Source organism: Chloracidobacterium sp. (assembly GCA_016716305.1).
Taxonomy (GTDB): domain Bacteria; phylum Acidobacteriota; class Blastocatellia; order Pyrinomonadales; family Pyrinomonadaceae; genus OLB17.
The window spans coordinates 1014057-1030893 of the sequence record JADJWP010000002.1; the positions used below are offsets into that span (position 1 = coordinate 1014057).

The window sequence follows — 16837 nt, forward strand, 5'->3', positions numbered from 1 at the left end:
TCGTCATGCGGCCGCGGTTAGCAGAAACGCTTTGTTAGCGGCGGCATTATCGAAAAACTCCTTGAAGCTCGATATCTTGCCGTCCCGGACCGTGCAGATGTGGACCCATTCGGTCGAAAAACTGTGCCCGGTTGCCTTTACCGTAGCGGTCGTTTCACCAAGAACAACGACGCGGTCGCCCTGTGCGATGAACTCCGTAGGGGCAAAATGTGAAAATTCCTCACTAGCTCCCAACTGCTCGAAGAATTCGGCCACCGCGTTTTTTCCTTCTCGCGCGCCTGAATATGCCGCATTCTCGACGATCGGGGTCTGCCATTTTATATCGTCTGTATAAAGTTCAAGCAATCCTGCAACGTCGCCATTTGCGAAATACTCGTACGCCTTTTTTACTATTTCCGTATTTTCCATTGTGTATATTCACACCTCAAATGCAGCTCGAATCAACGGCTGCGGAAAATGATCGAAGGAGACATTTGCGATTACGGAGGATTGTAGCGCCGTTCTTACTCAAATGCACTATTACGGATGCAGCGTTGGCGCATCAGCATGAGGAACAAAACACTTTCGGCAGCGAGCTTCATACTTGTCTGCTGCGCCGACCTCTACTCGAGCGTCCGATTCGACCGTCCGCTGAGAGTAATTGGCGGTGCTGCCGCATTTTACACAAATCGCATGCGTCTTGGTGATAAACTCCGCTATCGATAGAAGCTGGGGCATCGGTTCGAAAGGCCTGCCGGTATAGTCCTGGTCGAGACCGGCAACGATCACACGTTTGCCGCTGCGGGCAAGCTCGTTAACCGATTCGATCAAGGCCATATCGAAAAACTGACCCTCGTCGATCCCGATCACTTGTGTGTCGTCCAATACGAAAGACATCAATTCGGCGGCTGAGGCGACTGGGGTTGAATCGTGTTTTTGTCCAGAATGGGATGCGATCTCCTCTACGGAGTATCTTGCATCGATCCTGGGTTTGAACACCTGAACTTTTTGGCGAGCGATGCGGGCTCGGTTCAATCGCCGGATCAGTTCTTCGGATTTACCTGAAAACATCGATCCGACGATGACTTCAACCCATCCAGTTCCGTTCAGTCTGTTCTTTCTGCGTTCCTCTGTGTTATCGAAAGTAAACTCTTCAACCATACGTATTGCCGTTGTTTAGGAAAACTTTGATTATAGGTAAAAAAAGGCCCCGTGAAAAACACGAGGCGCGAATTCTTTCAGCTGTCCGGTACCGGGCGCTTAGTTTGTTTGCATCAACGCCTAAGGTCCCGTCCGGTCATCTCTTCGGGCGCCTGAATGCCAAGGATGCCTAATAGGGTCGGAGCGACATCCTGGAGAGAACCGCCAGTTCGAAGTCCGACTCCTGCACTCGATTCGTCGATGATGTGAAAAGGAACCGGATTGGGCGTCGCAAGCCGATCTGGCTCGCCATTCGATGCGATCATCGATTCAGCATTACCGTGTGAGGCGGTAATGACGGCTATACCATTTACTTCTCGGATCTTCTCCAAGACACCTCCAAGACACGTATCGATGTACTGGGCTGCTTCAATCGTCCGATCGAGATTGCCGGTCTCCGCAATTAATCCCGGCACGGGATAATTGACAATGAAGACAGCCGAAGGATCGGACTCGATCTTTCGGATCAATCGGTCGGTCACCTTGAAACTTCTCATTTCGGGTTCCGTTTCTCGATTGCTTGTATCGCCCGCCGGGATCTCGATATGCTGCTCGAAGGGGCTCATTGCCTCGAGGCCGCAATTAAGAAAGCTGCTGACATGCGGGAATCGGTCAGTTTCAGAAATACGAAAATTGATAACCGAATTTGCGTCGAACGCGTCAGCGAGGCCACCTCGCTCGTGCCGTGGAGGGAACGCGACCGGGAGGTTAAAAGCCCGGTCGTATTCAGCAAGACAGACGGCCTCAACACGCGGCTTCGCCGACGGTGTGACCAGCCCTTGGTCCGGAACGGCGATCGACCGAGCGAGTTGACGCATCGTATCGGCGCGATGATTAAAGAAGATCACAAGATCACCATCCGCTACGGTTGCTACCGGTACGCCCGGAGAACTCTCGATCACGATCGGTGAAATGAATTCGTCCGAGATACCGCGGAGAAATGAACTTCGAACGGCGGTGACCGGATCTGATGCTCGCTCGCCCTCAGCATGGACCATCATCGTAAAGGCACGAGCCGTTCGCTCCCAGTTTTCGCTGCTGTCCATCGCATAGAACCGTCCGCAAAGCGATGCGATCTTTCCGATACCGATATCAGCGATCTTGATCTCGAGTGCTTCGGTATATACATCGGCCGTTCGCGGCAACACGTCACGTCCATCGAGGATCGCATGGACATACGCTTCTGACGCACCGTCGCGTTTCGCCATCCGTAGAAGTGCGTAAAGATTTTCCATCGATGAATGGACGTCAGCATCGCTAAGCAGACCGACGAGATGGATCTTGGATCCGCGCGATACCGCCGAGCCGATCGCGGCTCGGATAACGCTGTTGTCAAAAAAACCGCCGTCTACAACCGCGTCCTGGATCCGCGAGAATACCGTCTTGACGACGCGGCCCGCTCCTAGATTCATGTGGCCGAGTTCCGCATTTCCAGCAACACCTTCGGCCAGCCCGACGTGGACGCCGGCCGCGTTTAGCAGGGTTCGGGGATATCGTCTGCAGATCTCGTCGTAATACGGTGTAAAGGCTCGGGTGATCGCGTTGCCTTCCGAGTCAGAGGCCACGCCCCAGCCATCAAGAATGATCAATACGGTAGGTCGGATTTCGCGGGTGGTCATAACAAATGGTTCTGAAAAGTAGGATTTCGGCTTCGGATCAAATCGATGAGGGCGGACAAGAGTGAGGAACTTGAATCGGTAACCGGACAGTCTGGCCGACCTCTTGATTATAACCGATTTGCGGGTCCTTTTGGCAAGGATTTAGTTAATATGCGTTTGGTGCGGTTCGTTCCATCCAGCGTTCGGGAAATCGTAGCGGTTCGAAGTCAAACTGGCTGTAAAGTCCATGTGCGTCACGAGTTGCCAAGATCCAACGGCGCAATCCCTGAAGCTCAGGGTGGTCGATGATCGTCTGCATCAGCCATTTGCTCAAACCGCGGCCTCGATGGGTTCCGATCACGTAAACGTCCCCGACGTAGGCAAAAGTAGCGCAGTCGCTGACGACTCGTGCAAATCCGACCTGCTCATTTCCATCGTAAATACCAAAACAGATCGAATTCTCGATCGCAGTGATTGTCTGTTCTTTCGTCCGTTCCGCAGCCCAATACGACTCTTGAGAAAGAAACCGATGGATGGAATCGATCTGCAGCAATGATCGCTCCGTACTGATCAACAATCCATCACGCTCGACATTCATGTTCGACCAATCTGATAAAACGCGGACATGCCGGGATACCTAGCCGATTCTCCGAGGTCTTCTTCGATCCTCAAGAGTTGGTTGTACTTTGCGATCCGGTCAGAGCGGCAGAGACTGCCCGTTTTTATTTGTCCAGCGTTCGTCGCAACCGCAAGATCCGCGATAAATGTATCCTCGGTCTCACCTGACCGATGAGAGATGACAGCTGTCATTTTGTTCGTGCGCGCGAGTTCGATGGCATCAAGTGTTTCTGTGAGAGTTCCGATCTGATTGACCTTTATCAGGATAGAATTTGCCGCTCTTTCTTCAATACCGCGACGCAAGAACTTCACGTTTGTCACAAAGAGGTCATCCCCGACCAACTGCACATGATCACCAACCCGTTCTGTCAGATTCTTCCAACCGTCCCAATCGTTCTCGGCCATTCCATCCTCGATCGAGATTATTGGATACTTGTCGCACCAATCAGCCCAGTAAGCTGCCATTTCATCGGACGACAATTTCCGGCCGTCCGATTTCTTAAAAACGTATTCTCCATCAACAAAAAACTCGCTTGATGCAGGGTCGAGCGCGAGCATGACGTTTTCACCGGCATTGTATCCTGCATTTTCGATCGCTTCGAGGATCGTCTCTACCGCTTCCTCATTAGATCTCAGGTTTGGAGCGAATCCACCTTCGTCACCAACCGATGTCGAATAGCCGAGCTTTTTCAGTACAGCCTTGAGGTTGTGAAAAATCTCCGCGCCCATCCTCAGAGCCTCTGAAAAGCTCTCGGCACCGACGGGCATGACCATGAACTCCTGAAAATCGACGTTGTTATCTGCATGCGCACCGCCATTGAGAATGTTCATCATCGGCACCGGAAGCGTTTTTGCATTTGCGCCACCAATATAGCGGTACAGCGGGATCTCAAGGATCGATGCGGCTGCCCGTGCATTTGCTAACGAAACGGCCAGGATCGCGTTTGCTCCGAGATCTGACTTGTTTGCGGTGCCATCAAGCCCAAGCATCGTCTCGTCGACAAGTGTTTGGTCGAGCGCATCAAGGCCTTCGATCTCGGGTCCTATCTTCTCATTTACGTTCGCAACCGCATTCAAGACGCCTTTTCCGAGGTAGCGGAGTTCGTCTCCGTCGCGCAGTTCGACGGCTTCGTTCTCACCAGTCGAGGCACCGCTGGGTACTGCGGCACGACCCGTAGTGCCGTCTTCAAGAATAACCTCCGCTTCGATCGTCGGGTTGCCACGCGAATCCATGATCTCGCGTGCCCACACTTGTTCAATTAAGCTCATATGTCACCTAGTCCCAAACACTTAGAAAGTTCACGATATCCCTTAATTTAACTTGTATTCGCTCGAAAAACAAAAGACCCCGATTCGCGGGGTCAAAGTACCAATGCGAATTCTCACACTCGGTTCCTATTCCCGATCGGTCGAGGTCTTTTCCATTCGGACCTTCAGTATGCGCCGTTTCGCGGCTTTTTCAACCTTGAAGACATGTCCGTTGTACTTTACTGCGTCGCCCTCGTTCAAGATCTGCCCAGCTTCGGCCATGAGAAATCCGGCAACGGTCGTGTAACTTTCGGAAACGGGAACATTCATGTTCAAACGCCGATTGAGGTCGCGAACGGCAAGGCCGCCCTCAAGCAGAAAACTGCCATCCGATTGCTCGTGTATCTGTTCGTTGACCTCTTCGTCATGTTCATCTGAAATCTCGCCGACAATCTCTTCGAGCAGGTCTTCCAACGTAATGATGCCCTCAACGCCGCCGTGTTCGTCGACCACAAAGCCGAAATGGAACTTTTCCCGCTGCATCTGCTTGAGCACGTCCTCAAGCCGGGCGGTATCAACGACGTACATCGGTTTCTGTATGATGCGCTCGATCTTAAAGGTCTTCGGACGATTCATGTAGATCAGAATATCTTTGCTGTGTATGACGCCGCGGACATCATCAAGCGATTCGCCATAGACCGGCAATCTCGAATAGCCATGCTGACGAAATGCCTTGATGATCTCCTCCAGGGTCGATTCAGCCGAAACCGCCACGATCTCGGTCCGCGGGATCATTGCCTCTTTGACGGTTGTCTCTGAGAATTCGAAAACCTGGTTAATGAGCCTCCGCTCATCCTCGTTCAGCAATCCCTTTTCCTGCGATGCATTTATGAGTTGTCTGATCTCGTCTTCAGAGTAACTCGAACCATGATCGCCTGACGGACGCAGACCGAATGCCCGAGCCGTTTTCGTTCCCGCCCAATCCAATAGACGAATAGGGTAATAGAAAACCTTATAGAAAACCTGCAAAGGTACGGCGATGAAATAAGAGACCTTTTCGGATATTTCGAGGGCCGCGGTCTTCGGTGCGAGTTCTCCGAAAACAATGTGCAAAAATGTGATAAACGAAAATGCGATCGCAAAGGAGATCGTATGAAGGATCGGTCCAGAAGCAAGAAACGCCATCCCGGTGATAGATGCCACCTGAGCAAGGAATGGTTCCAGGACAGAGGCAACGGCCGGTTCGCCGACCCATCCGAGGCCGAGCGATGAAAGAGTGATCCCTAATTGCGTAGCAGAGATATACGCATTCAGGTTGTTCAGCATCGACAGCACTCGCTGAGCAGACCGATTCCCCTCTGCGGCCAAAGCCTCGATCCTCGATTTACGAACGGCAACGAGAGCAAACTCGCTGGCGACAAAGAAGCCGTTCGCGAGGACAAGGAAAAGAACCACGAAAAGACTAAAAATTATCGATGATATCGAAGGCGTTTCTACTATCGTCGAAGCTTCGGCGAATAGCAGAAACACGGATAAACTGGCAGGATCGTCCATTGCGGCTAACTACTTGATTCAGAACAAAGCGAACCTATTCGAAAACAACTACTCCCTATCAACTGCCGCACAACGGCATGAAATAACGGGATTATAACACAACGTTGACACGTTACGACAATAGTCCCGAAACCGACTAAATAACAGATCGGTTGTCGATTATCTCCTGTAGTAATAAGCGGCACGACCCGCATCCGTTTCCCGCGTTGCTAACCGTCAGCAGGGTTTCGAGGTCATTCATCTCCAGCTCTTGTACCAATTTTACGATCGCCTCTTCGCTTAAGCCGAAACATGTGCACAACAATGCACTCTCACCTGAAAATTCCGATATCAACGAATTGCGATACTTAGTTAGCGCCTTGCGAATCGCATAATTGACCGCGGCCAGGCACTGCCTTCGATCGCTCGGCTCGGTTCCGATCGCGTTGCGAAATATCCCCGAAACAAAATCGTCATCAATTCCACCGAGCCGGGAAAGAAGGGCATTTTTCAGTCGATCGGCCGCAAGTTCAGCTGCTGCTGTCATAAAGCCACAACCGTTTGTACTGAATCGGGCATCCAATATCCGTTTGCTTTGTTGATCGATCTCGAGTTCGAATGTCACTCCTGAACCACACACGAAACTCACTGCTGATCCGCTTGTATTAGCATCTTGAACTTGGCCGGTTCGCTGCAAGTCGGAGATTATTTCGACCATTTTTTCCGGGTATCGACTCACTACATGATTTTGACACAGACCGATTCTAACTAACAGACGGCTTGGTAGGAGTCAGTCGGTATGACCGTCGTCTGCAATTGGTGTAGAATCTGTCTGGAATGAAGCTAATCCAAGTTTTTATATCGATTGCCGCCCTTTTGACGATAGCGTCCTGTCGACCTGCGGCGTCGCCGGTGACGGTCGGCAACAAGCCGATCTCGATCAATGACGTTCCGCTCAAAGACGCTCCGCGGCAACCGATGAAACCGGTAAGTGAAATGAATTGGACGACTTTCGATGGAAAGGTCCAAAAGTTGAAAGATTTCAACGGTAAGGTCGTCATTCTCGATTTTTGGGCAACTTATTGTCCGCCGTGTATCGAAGAAATACCGCATTTGATCGAACTTCAAACTCGGTATGGCGATGACCTTCGTGTCATCGGGCTACATGTCGGCGGTGAGGAAGACAGGCCCAAGGTTCCGGAATTTGTCGAGCGGCTGAAGATCACCTATCCGCTTGCGTCGCCTGAGGACGAGTTGACACGCTTTGTTTTTGGTGACGAAACTGCGATCCCTCAAACAGCGATCTTTGACCGGAACGGAAAACTCGTGAAGAAAATTGTCGGGTTCAATGAGGCTATCAAGAAAGAGCTCGATGAAGCCGTTGCTAATACCGTTGCAAAGTAACGCGTGGGCGTTGTTGCGGTTAACCACCCTTTTCTTCAGGCCATGAAGCCCTTTTGGAATTCAACTAGATTATGAATCCGAAGATCCGCGAGCAGATATCAGCGGGTGGAGTGGCCGTCCGCCTGGATCGACCGTTGCCCGAACTTGCGATCGTACTTATGGTTCCCGAAATGCGTTGGCAGTTACCAAAGGGTTTGATCGACGAAGGTGAATCGCCGGAACAGGCCGCATTACGGGAGGTAAGGGAAGAAGCGGGAATCAACTGCTCTATCGTTTCGCCGATCGAGACTATTGATTACTGGTTCACCGTTGACCGCGACAGCCCGCCGCTGAAGATCCATAAGTATGTTCATTTTTTTCTCATGAAGTATTTATCAGGCGATGTCGCCGACCATGATCACGAAGTTGACGAGGCGCGTTGGGTGACTTTAGATGAAGCGATGGATCTGCTGGAATTCGAAAGCGAAAGAACGGTCGTTTTGAAAGCATTCCGATCTATTTCAACATCGGATCTTAGCGGAAACAAATGGTAATTTATGCGTGACATCCCGGTCGGAAACGGATCCCTACTGGTGAACTTCGACGAACGCTATCATCTGCGTGACGTCTACTTTCCGCATGTCGGCCAAGAAAATCAAACCGACGGCTATCCGAGTCGATTCGGCGTCTGGGCAAGCGGACGTTTTTCATGGGTCGATTCGGACGAATGGTCGCGTGAACTTGGCTATGTTGGCGAAACGCTTGTCACCGACGTTAGACTCACGAATTCAACCATCGGTGTTGAGATAGTCTCGAACGACACGGTCGCCAGTCATGAGAATGTGTTTCTCCGGAGAATTCAGGTTAAGAACCTGTTTTCAGAAGATCGGGAAATTCGAGTATTCCTTCATCACGACTTTAGGCTTTATGAGAACAAGGTCGGCGACACCGCGTATTACGATCCGGAGACCGGGGCGATCATTCATTATCAAAAGCACCGCTATTTCCTCATAAATACCGACCCCCACTTCAATTCGTTTGCGACCGGTCGCAAGGATTTTAAAGGCCAGGAAGGCACGTGGCGCGATGCGGAGGACGGCGAACTTCATGGAGGCGCGATTACCGAAGGGTCGGTCGATTCAACCGTCGGAGTACATTTTCGCCTTGGAGCGGGCGAGACGTTCGGGTTCTTTTGCTGGCTTGCTGCTGGGACCTCTCATAGCGATGTGGCGACGCTCGACTCGCTTGTACGTACACGAGGGCCGCAGAAGTACCTTGATTACACTTCAAATTACTGGCGTGCCTGGGTCAATAAGAATGGGACCGATCTGTCTGAATTGCCCGAACCGATCGTCGATCAGTACAAACGGTCATTGTTGATCATACGCACACAGATCGATAACGACGGCGCGATCCTTGCAGCAAATGACTGGGACGTAACCGAGCGCGCAACCGACCATTACAGCTATTTGTGGACCCGCGACGGTGCCCTCGTTGCAAATGCGTTGGATCAGGCGGGTTACTCGCATTTGACACGAAAGTTCTTCGAATTCTGCGCTCGGATCGTTCATCCAAACGGCTATTTTCTCCAGAAATACAATGCAGATGGCACGGTAGCTTCGGGTTGGCACGCATCGTGGGATCTGAATGCGAAAAAAGAGGTCGTCGCAATTCAGGAGGACGAAACAGGGCTCGTACTTTGGTCACTTTGGGAGCATTATCAGCTTTTTCGTGACATCGAGTTCGCCCATCGGATGTACACGAAACTTGTAATACCTTGCGCTGATTTCATGGACAAGTTTGTTCACCCCGATCTCGGCTTGCCTAAGCCAAGCTGGAATCTGTGGGAAGACCGTCGAGGGATCCATACATTCACATGTGCGACAGTCGTTGCTGGCCTGCGTGCGGCGACGGCGTTTGCACGGCTGTTTGCAGAGGAAGATCGGGCCGAGCGTTACGTTGAGACAGCGGAATCGATGCTTGATGCGATGCGGTTCTCGCTTTACAGCACGGAGCATGGGCGATTTTACCGGTCGCTCCAGCTTCATGGTGACGACCATTTCGAGCCAGATTCCACACTCGACGCTTCCCTGTTCGCTCTTTTCTACTTTGGCTGCTTCGAAGCCGATGATCCAATGGTTGTCAGTACAATGGAGGCGATCGAAGAGGGACTTCGAGTAAACGGCGGCATTGCTCGATTTAGCGGTGATGGGTACATGCGGGTCTCTGAAGCACCGAGCGGGAACGCATGGATGATCTGCACGTTGTGGTTGGCCGACTACTACATAACACGAGCGCGGTCAAAACAGGACCTTCAGCCGGCAATGGAGTTCGTCAAATGGTGCTGTGAGCATGCTCTACCGTCCGGCGTGATGGCTGAACAGATCGACCCGTCGAATGGAAGGAGCTTGTCGGTCGCCCCCTTGACGTGGTCGCATTCGACCTTCGTTTCAACAATACATAGATACTTAGAAAGGTATCGATCATTGGAGATTTGAGTTTCAATTAGGTGGACTATCGCATCCTAAAGTCCATTAATTCATGCATGCCGTGACCTTGCACTATAAAATAGAACCAACGTAATGAGAAGAGCAAAAATTCTAGCCACACTGGGACCTGCGTCGAATACCGAATCGATGATCAAATCAATGCTCGAGGCTGGTGTGAATGCGGTGCGTATAAACATGTCTCACGGTACGCACGACGAGCATTCGGCAACAATTGGGCACGCCCGATCAGCAGCACAGAAACTGGGTGTGCCGCTCGCAGTTCTTGTCGACCTCTCGGGGCCGAAGATCCGGACGCGCACGCTCGAGGGTGGTTTGCCGGTCGAACTCGTTGCCGGCGAGACATTTACGATCACGACTCGTGATATTACGGGAAATCGACTTGAAGTCGCAACGAATTTTCTTGAGCTTCCTACCGCAGTCAAACCGGAGACGATCATCCTTCTCGACGACGGAGCACTGGAACTGCGAGTGGAATCCGTTACCGCAACCGATGTTCTATGCCGCATTGTCGTCGGCGGCTGGCTGAAAGAACGCAAGGGCATCAATCTGCCGAATACACCGCTCCCGATCCCGTCAATGACCGAAAAGGACCATGAGGACCTCAAATGGGCAATGGATCAAAACGTTGATTACATTGCACTTTCATTCGTGCGCAAAGCCGAAGATTGTCGGGAAGTGAAAGACCTCATAAAGAACCTCAACCGACGGACGATGGGGCGGGCACTTCTGGTTGCGAAAATAGAAAAGGCCGAAGCTATCGAGAATCTCGATTCGATAATAGCCGAGACAGACGGCGTGATGGTCGCGCGCGGCGACCTCGGTGTCGAGACAACTGTCGAGCACGTGCCGGTCTATCAAAAGCGGATCATCGAGAGGGCCGTAGCTAATGACAAGTTCGTGATAACCGCGACACAGATGCTTCAGTCAATGATCGACAGTCCGCACCCGACGCGTGCCGAAGCGTCAGACGTCGCGAATGCTGTTTGGGACGGTACCGATGCAGTTATGCTGTCGGCCGAGACTGCGACCGGGTCATATCCGTTGGAAACGATCAGAACGATGGCTCGAATAATAGATGCTGCCGAAACCATCAAGCCGGAACAATTAAAGAAACCGGTAAAATTCTCACTGCCTCCTTCCGGCCGCACAAGCCAAGCTCTTTGCAAGGCTGCAGCCTACGCCTCAAAAGAAGTCATGACGGAAAAGGTCGCTGTCTTCACGGAATCCGGGTTAATGGCAAGGCGATTGTCTTCAGTTCGTTCCGGTTTGCAGACATTTGCCCTTACCGCACTGACGGACGTTTATAACCAGCTATCGTTGATATGGGGTGTAATACCCTTCGTTCACGGCGAACTCAGTACGACAACTGACAAACAGATAGGCGAGGGAACAATGCTCGATCTGCTTGGATCCCAGCAGGACTCGACAGGTGACCTTCTAAAGGTCGGCGAAAAGACCTTGCTTGAAGCAGGCGTCGTCGAAGACGGTGAGACGCTAATAATGATGGCTGGCCGCCTTTCCGGGCATGGACTTTCGAGTTCTGTGATCGTTTGGACCATCGGCGAAGATATACCCGCCCGCTGATCGTCTTGCGCTGGTAAGGTTCATGAAGTGTGGTTAGAGTTCTGGTCGCCGTCGCAATTTGAACTATTCCACATTTGGCTGGCTCGTCGCCGACAGCTCCCTCACTTTCGTTTTGAAATAATTCTGGTCTGCTCGGCTCAGACGACTGTTCCGAACAGCTTTCCAACCAGCGCCGTGGCGCCCATCGCGATCGCTCCCCAAAACAAAACTCGAACGGCGCCAACGACTATACTGGCCCCGCCTGCTCGTGCAGCAACGCCACCAAGCAACGCGAGGAAGGCAAGCGAGCTAACAGCTACTAACGGGATCATGTTCGACATGTTTAGAACGGCGGCAACGCCAAGAGGAAGCAACGCTCCAAGAGCGAAACTAACAGCAGAAAAGACAGCCGCTTGTATCGGCCGAGCGCTCAGCGTCTCCGAAATACCCAATTCATCCCGGGCGTGAGCTCCGACCGCATCATGTTCTGTCAGCTGGCGTGCGACTTCCTGAGCAAGACCGGGTTCTAATCCGCGGGCAACATAAATTCCTGCGAGTTCCGTCAACTCATGTTCAGGATCGGCAGCAAGCTCACGTCGTTCACGCTCCAAGTCCGCATTTTCGGTATCCGACTGCGAATAGACCGAAACGTATTCGCCCGCGGCCATTGACATCGCTCCAGCAACGAGGCCGGCTGTGCCCGCAACAATGACCGCGCCGTGATCCGCGTTCGCTGCAGCAACCCCGATGATCAAACTGGCGGTCGAGACGATACCGTCATTAGCACCTAAGACCGCTGCTCGTAACCACCCGATCCTGTCCGTTCTATGGAGCTCGCGATGGCTCACAATGACCCTCCCATTAACTGCCGCTTACGCTATTGATGATGTTTCGAGGGCAAATTCTCACGGCCCCACCGAAGCGTCCGCGCCATCCATACTAATTCTTCTATAAAGCCGACAATCCGTTTAACGTACGCCGGATCATTCAGATCTCCGTCTTCGCCAAATGCACTTCGCACGGACGGAAAATTTAGATCAAGAAACGTTGGCACCAGGCCGAGTTCCCTTACCATCGGAACCATAGACTCGACGACCCGAGTCCCGCCCCACGGGCCGGCAGAAACGCCTACAAACGCAACTGCCTTGTGAATATACTCCTTTAATAGAAGATCGAGAACGCTCTTCAAACAGCCGGGATATCCATGATTGTATTCAGGGGCTACGATCACAAGGCCGTCTGCCTTTGCCATCGCCCCGCGCCATTCAGGAAAAAGATGGCCAATCGCAGTGCCATAATCATCCGTCGGCAATTCGAAATCTCGAACATCGAAAAATCGTGTTTCGATCTCGTGATGCTCAGCCAGCTTGGCATGCACCCATCGTGCAACATGCGCGCTGCTTCGGTCTTTGCGGTTGGTACCGAGGATTATCGGTATGAAAAGCTGATCGGCAGGCATAGATCGAACCCCTGGTAAGCGCAAATACTATACAGATTGATCTCTCAGATATGAAGCTACGTCCCTAATGAACTGGTGTACCGATGCCTCAGCTATCCGATGGCCGACGACCGCGTCCATCAGGCTCCCGACGATACCCAGCGGAGGTTCGTAGCTGCCAGCGAGATCGAGCTGAGTTTCGGTAGCCGTAAGAGGATACATAAGGAGTTCCGCTTTCATGAACGGAAACAACCGCGGCATTTTCGCAGCTTCCCATTCAAGGTCGATACGGGTTGATTCCGGCGAAGTAACCGACTTCGGAATGTCCGTAACCGACAGCACACTGATGGCGATGTCCGTCCCGACCTCGACCCCCGCGATATTCACATGAAGTTCTGACGCAAGGCTTCGGGCCCGGTCGGCAGCGACTTTCGTCGCATTCCGGAACACGGCGGCCGCGTCAGATGAAAGCGTAGCTCGAACCGCGGAATAGGGATGATTTACGTAGTCGAAAACTCGTATGTATTTGCCTCCGCTCACAGACACCCCCCAAACAAATGTTTGAATTATCCAAAGAGATCGAAATTCACCGTCAAACACGGCAAGTATAGTTTGATTTATTTGATTCGCAAAATGAGCATTCGCCGACCTCAAATTATGTCTGTATCGCCTTCCCTCGAGGTAGCCAGTCTGCGACGTAAGTGGTCATCCGCGGACGAAGTGTCAGTGCATTTAGTTCATATGCGCAAACGGTGCGGTAGATCACAGCCACTAACTTGTCAGACCGACTGTCTGCCAACTCCAGGGTTGATCTAAAGAGGATTACTTAGTGCCTAAAACTTCCGCGACGGTTTCTTTCTTGATTCCCTTGCCTTTTTTGTTCTTGAACTCGCTAACCGAGATCTGAGGGTCGCGCCAAGCATCAAGATGGCCAACCTGATGGACACACTGGATCGTGCACGTCGGAGCGCACCATTTTTCAGTTATATACTCTCGTTCCATGTCCTCACGGGTATATTCAAGGATCGGGATTCCGGGAGTGCCACGCTGTTGTGAACACCAACTGACGATGCCGTTCTCATCAATATAGAGATATCGTGCTCCGGCTCGACAACGCCACTCGTATTCTTTGCCCTCGACAAGTTCGTCCTGAAACCAGTTCCACCGCGCATACGACCGAGTTCCCTTTGACTTGATCTCTTTGTATACTTCTTTCTCCCGATCGGTAAGGCCTTTGTTCAGTCCCATTTCGTCGTGTATGACACCAACGGTCGACGAAAATCCAAGCTCGCGAGCCCGATTCGCAATGATCAGAGCTTCGTCCGGATTCGCAACGCCGCCTCCGACAACTGAATTTATATTGACTTTGAATTTCGCGTAGTCCCTTAAATTTACTAGTTTTGAGTCGAGGACCTTAAGACTCTTTTTTGATACGTCGTCAGGCGTGACATTATCGATCGAGATCTGAAGATAATCGAGACCCGCATCATTTAGTTTCCTCACCTTTTCCGGCTGGAAATAGTATCCATTCGAGATAAGACCGGCGATCATCCCATGATGCCGAATACGAGCGATTATTTCATAGATGTCCGGGTGCATCATCGGCTCACCGCCCGAGATCGTAATGACGGACGAACCGAATTCAGCGAGCTTATCGATGCGCTGAAGCATTACGTCGATCGGCACCGGGTCGCTGGTCTTGTCGTATTCGTTGCAGTATGTACACGAAAGATTGCAGCGACGCATAGGTACGATGTGAACAAGTACCGGATGTTTGGTCGATGCGAACGCGCGGACGGTGTGCTTAACGCCGCGGGTAAATCTGCTGAAGCTACTCGCCTTGGGCATAAATGAAAACTTTGAAGCATCCGCGATCGGGGAACAATCACTAAACGCTTGCCGAACTGAACTCTTAATTATAGGTTTCGTGCCGGTGCTTTTCAAACCAAACAAAAGGCCTCAGCCTCAAAGACCAAAGCCCGGAACAAGAAATGCTGGAAGATCTGACTAGCCTTTTATGATCTTCGTACCTTTTGGTAAGTTGACCTGAAAAGAATCCGCCCTCAAGGTGACATTCTTATTCAAATTCGAGAGGTGGACAGTTGTCGTATCATTATTGATCTCGACTACCTTCGATTGAATGGGCATACCGTCGCTATCTATCCAGATCTCGGCCGTTTTATAGCTGGTCTTCACCTTTGGCGTCAACTGTAAATGCCACGTTTTAATGCCACCTTTAACGGTCGCCTCGCCGAGGTAAACGACGCTGTAATTAGCTCTAAGTTGAGCTCGCGTCATATTCATGAATGCCAGTGCACCGCCCGCAGTACCCTTGCCTTTCGCTTTATCTACATTTCCAGTGTACGCCTGCTTTAGGTTCGGCTGATACATCACATACTGCTTGTCTACGACCGCCAGCGATTCTTCGGGCCGTTTCCAATCAACTCTGATCAACGGGTTCTTGTTTCGCTGCGGCAAATATTGAACCGTGCCTTCCGTCGTATCGACGACACCAAGCTGGACATTCTCTTTCGCCATCGTGATGCTTGCACGCAGCGAAGTAAGTTTCTTGTTATGCTCGTCCATACGTGTCAGGATCGTATTGATCACGTCCTGGCCAAATATACTGTTGACCGCCGCAGTGTTGAAAAAGATAAAGGTCAAAGCGGCCGTCAGCCCGATTTTGTAATTCAACTTCATATAAAAATAACTGTCGTTCGTTTCATCATGTGCGATCTTGACCAGCCCGACAGTTTCGACATTATTTGATCTCGACCTCGTAAACGGTTTCGCCATTCGCATTCTTCGTTTCGCGAGTCTCAACGATCACCGCATCCGGATCCCCACTCAATTCTCTCACTTTTTTCTCAAGAACCGGTCTATCAGGGCTAAAATCCGATGCTTGGACGACGAGACGCGACGTTGGGGTTGCAAGCCTTTCACGTTTGTCGAACCACGATTTCGGCGTCAAAAAGATGAATGCGACGATCAAAAGGCAGAAAATGACATAGATCGACGTCTCGCGGCTATGATTCCATAAAATAATTCGCTTGACTCTTTCCATTTCGAGGGATCGACCTACGGCTTTACTGATCGACGATTCGACCATCGCGCATCCTGATGATCCGCGTACACACCGCGGCAGCCTCAGGATTATGGGTGATCATTATGATCGTCTGGTTGAATTCTTCATTAAGCTTGCGGAACATATCCAAAACGATCTGCGAATTCTCAGTATCAAGATTGCCCGTCGGCTCATCGGCCAGAATGATCGCCGGACTATTAATAACTGCACGCGCGAGTGCGACGCGTTGCTGTTCTCCGCCAGACATTTCGAGCGGCTTGTGATGCATTTTATCTTCGAGTTTCAGGAGCCGCAAGACCTCATGCCGGTTCGTCGAACTGTTGTTGCTGCTTCCCGTATGGATCTTTTCAGCAAGTTTCAAATTTCCTTCTGCCGTTAGAGTCGGAAACAGGTTGAATCTCTGAAATACGAATCCTATCTTCCTCCGCCGTATATCCGTCCGCTGCGCGTCGCCAACTTTTGCAAGATCCTCACCATCGATAAGGATCGAACCGCTGGTCGGGCTCAGCAAACCGCCGAGCAGGTGCAGTAAAGTCGATTTTCCGCAGCCTGAAGGACCCATGATGGCAACAAATTCACCACGTTCGACCTCAAGCGATACCCCTCGAAGTGCGGGGACATCCAATTTGCCGATTTTATAAGATTTGGTCAGATTCTCGGTCCGTAAGATTGCGGTCATTTG

At 51.4% G+C, this 16837-nt stretch carries 18 protein-coding genes; 4 read left to right on the plus strand and 14 right to left on the minus strand.

Annotated elements, in window-relative coordinates:
* Window positions 1–3: 3 nt before the first annotated feature.
* The 7 genes from IPM28_06535 to IPM28_06565 all read right to left on the minus strand — a co-directional run bounded on the left by IPM28_06535 (window position 4) and on the right by IPM28_06565 (window position 6915).
* Window positions 4–408, minus strand: a complete 405-nt coding sequence (locus tag IPM28_06535) for a nuclear transport factor 2 family protein (GenBank protein MBK9172648.1) — start codon at window positions 406–408, stop codon at window positions 4–6.
* A 111-nt stretch (window positions 409–519) separates the two neighbouring features.
* Entirely contained in the window at window positions 520–1140 is a 621-nt protein-coding gene (locus tag IPM28_06540) for a thymidine kinase (protein MBK9172649.1), read from the minus strand.
* A gap of 113 nt (window positions 1141–1253) precedes the next feature.
* Window positions 1254–2798: a 2,3-bisphosphoglycerate-independent phosphoglycerate mutase gene (locus IPM28_06545; GenBank protein MBK9172650.1), complete on the minus strand. Its 1545-nt coding sequence runs from the start codon at window positions 2796–2798 to the stop codon at window positions 1254–1256.
* Window positions 2799–2943: 145 nt separating this feature from the next.
* Window positions 2944–3375 carry a GNAT family N-acetyltransferase gene (locus IPM28_06550; protein ID MBK9172651.1) on the minus strand — a complete coding sequence of 144 codons (432 nt, stop codon included), beginning with the start codon at window positions 3373–3375 and terminating at the stop codon, window positions 2944–2946.
* Window positions 3372–4664, minus strand: a complete 1293-nt coding sequence (gene eno, locus IPM28_06555) for a phosphopyruvate hydratase (protein ID MBK9172652.1) — start codon at window positions 4662–4664, stop codon at window positions 3372–3374. The genes IPM28_06550 and eno overlap by 4 nt, the downstream gene beginning before the upstream one ends.
* A 126-nt stretch (window positions 4665–4790) precedes the next feature.
* Window positions 4791–6197, minus strand: a complete 1407-nt coding sequence (locus IPM28_06560) for an HlyC/CorC family transporter (protein ID MBK9172653.1) — start codon at window positions 6195–6197, stop codon at window positions 4791–4793.
* A 136-nt stretch (window positions 6198–6333) separates the two neighbouring features.
* Window positions 6334–6915, minus strand: coding sequence for an iron-sulfur cluster assembly scaffold protein (locus IPM28_06565; GenBank protein MBK9172654.1), 582 nt, complete (start codon window positions 6913–6915; stop codon window positions 6334–6336).
* A 98-nt stretch (window positions 6916–7013) separates the two neighbouring features.
* Between IPM28_06565 and IPM28_06570 the strand changes: the two genes are divergently transcribed.
* The 4 genes from IPM28_06570 to pyk all read left to right on the plus strand — a co-directional run bounded on the left by IPM28_06570 (window position 7014) and on the right by pyk (window position 11653).
* The gene (locus IPM28_06570) at window positions 7014–7580 is read left to right on the plus strand and encodes a TlpA family protein disulfide reductase (protein MBK9172655.1); all 567 of its coding nucleotides are present in this window, start codon (window positions 7014–7016) and stop codon (window positions 7578–7580) included.
* Window positions 7581–7651: 71 nt separating this feature from the next.
* A complete protein-coding gene (locus tag IPM28_06575; GenBank protein ID MBK9172656.1) occupies window positions 7652–8113 on the plus strand; it encodes an NUDIX hydrolase in 462 nt (153 codons plus the stop codon).
* Window positions 8114–8116: 3 nt separating this feature from the next.
* Window positions 8117–10057, plus strand: coding sequence for a glycoside hydrolase family 15 protein (locus IPM28_06580; protein MBK9172657.1), 1941 nt, complete (start codon window positions 8117–8119; stop codon window positions 10055–10057).
* 84 nt (window positions 10058–10141) lie between these two features.
* Window positions 10142–11653: a pyruvate kinase gene (gene pyk, locus IPM28_06585; protein MBK9172658.1), complete on the plus strand. Its 1512-nt coding sequence runs from the start codon at window positions 10142–10144 to the stop codon at window positions 11651–11653.
* A gap of 137 nt (window positions 11654–11790) precedes the next feature.
* On the opposite strand, the gene IPM28_06590 is transcribed toward pyk, so the two are convergent.
* From IPM28_06590 to IPM28_06620, 7 genes are all read right to left on the minus strand, one after another.
* The gene (locus tag IPM28_06590) at window positions 11791–12480 is read right to left on the minus strand and encodes a VIT family protein (GenBank protein ID MBK9172659.1); all 690 of its coding nucleotides are present in this window, start codon (window positions 12478–12480) and stop codon (window positions 11791–11793) included.
* Between the two features lie 29 nt (window positions 12481–12509).
* Window positions 12510–13091 (minus strand): NAD(P)H-dependent oxidoreductase, encoded by a 582-nt coding sequence (locus IPM28_06595; GenBank protein MBK9172660.1) that lies wholly within the window; start codon window positions 13089–13091, stop codon window positions 12510–12512.
* Between the two features lie 27 nt (window positions 13092–13118).
* Window positions 13119–13610, minus strand: a complete 492-nt coding sequence (locus IPM28_06600) for a hypothetical protein (GenBank protein MBK9172661.1) — start codon at window positions 13608–13610, stop codon at window positions 13119–13121.
* A gap of 282 nt (window positions 13611–13892) precedes the next feature.
* Window positions 13893–14918 (minus strand): radical SAM protein, encoded by a 1026-nt coding sequence (locus IPM28_06605; protein MBK9172662.1) that lies wholly within the window; start codon window positions 14916–14918, stop codon window positions 13893–13895.
* Window positions 14919–15077: 159 nt separating this feature from the next.
* Window positions 15078–15866 (minus strand): outer membrane lipoprotein carrier protein LolA, encoded by a 789-nt coding sequence (locus IPM28_06610; GenBank protein ID MBK9172663.1) that lies wholly within the window; start codon window positions 15864–15866, stop codon window positions 15078–15080.
* On the minus strand, window positions 15832–16134 hold the full coding sequence (locus IPM28_06615) for a hypothetical protein (GenBank protein MBK9172664.1): 303 nt from the start codon (window positions 16132–16134) through the stop codon (window positions 15832–15834). The genes IPM28_06610 and IPM28_06615 overlap by 35 nt, the downstream gene beginning before the upstream one ends.
* Before the next feature lie 22 nt (window positions 16135–16156).
* Window positions 16157–16834, minus strand: coding sequence for an ABC transporter ATP-binding protein (locus IPM28_06620; protein ID MBK9172665.1), 678 nt, complete (start codon window positions 16832–16834; stop codon window positions 16157–16159).
* Between the last annotated feature and the right edge of the window lie 3 nt (window positions 16835–16837).

What these genes read in the sequence shown, in the direction of transcription:
- eno (MBK9172652.1), bottom strand. Translation starts at nt 4,664, where the DNA reads ATGAGCTTAATTGAACAAGTGTGGGCACGCGAGATCATGGATTCGCGT.
- IPM28_06545 (MBK9172650.1), bottom strand. Translation starts at nt 2,798, where the DNA reads ATGACCACCCGCGAAATCCGACCTACCGTATTGATCATTCTTGATGGC.
- IPM28_06560 (MBK9172653.1), bottom strand. Translation starts at nt 6,197, where the DNA reads ATGGACGATCCTGCCAGTTTATCCGTGTTTCTGCTATTCGCCGAAGCT.
- IPM28_06610 (MBK9172663.1), bottom strand. Translation starts at nt 15,866, where the DNA reads ATGGCGAAACCGTTTACGAGGTCGAGATCAAATAATGTCGAAACTGTC.
- IPM28_06535 (MBK9172648.1), bottom strand. Translation starts at nt 408, where the DNA reads ATGGAAAATACGGAAATAGTAAAAAAGGCGTACGAGTATTTCGCAAAT.
- pyk (MBK9172658.1), top strand. Translation starts at nt 10,142, where the DNA reads ATGAGAAGAGCAAAAATTCTAGCCACACTGGGACCTGCGTCGAATACC.
- IPM28_06580 (MBK9172657.1), top strand. Translation starts at nt 8,117, where the DNA reads ATGCGTGACATCCCGGTCGGAAACGGATCCCTACTGGTGAACTTCGAC.
- IPM28_06540 (MBK9172649.1), bottom strand. Translation starts at nt 1,140, where the DNA reads ATGGTTGAAGAGTTTACTTTCGATAACACAGAGGAACGCAGAAAGAAC.
- IPM28_06550 (MBK9172651.1), bottom strand. Translation starts at nt 3,375, where the DNA reads ATGAATGTCGAGCGTGATGGATTGTTGATCAGTACGGAGCGATCATTG.
- IPM28_06570 (MBK9172655.1), top strand. Translation starts at nt 7,014, where the DNA reads ATGAAGCTAATCCAAGTTTTTATATCGATTGCCGCCCTTTTGACGATA.
- IPM28_06605 (MBK9172662.1), bottom strand. Translation starts at nt 14,918, where the DNA reads ATGCCCAAGGCGAGTAGCTTCAGCAGATTTACCCGCGGCGTTAAGCAC.
- IPM28_06575 (MBK9172656.1), top strand. Translation starts at nt 7,652, where the DNA reads ATGAATCCGAAGATCCGCGAGCAGATATCAGCGGGTGGAGTGGCCGTC.
- IPM28_06595 (MBK9172660.1), bottom strand. Translation starts at nt 13,091, where the DNA reads ATGCCTGCCGATCAGCTTTTCATACCGATAATCCTCGGTACCAACCGC.
- IPM28_06620 (MBK9172665.1), bottom strand. Translation starts at nt 16,834, where the DNA reads ATGACCGCAATCTTACGGACCGAGAATCTGACCAAATCTTATAAAATC.
- IPM28_06615 (MBK9172664.1), bottom strand. Translation starts at nt 16,134, where the DNA reads ATGGAAAGAGTCAAGCGAATTATTTTATGGAATCATAGCCGCGAGACG.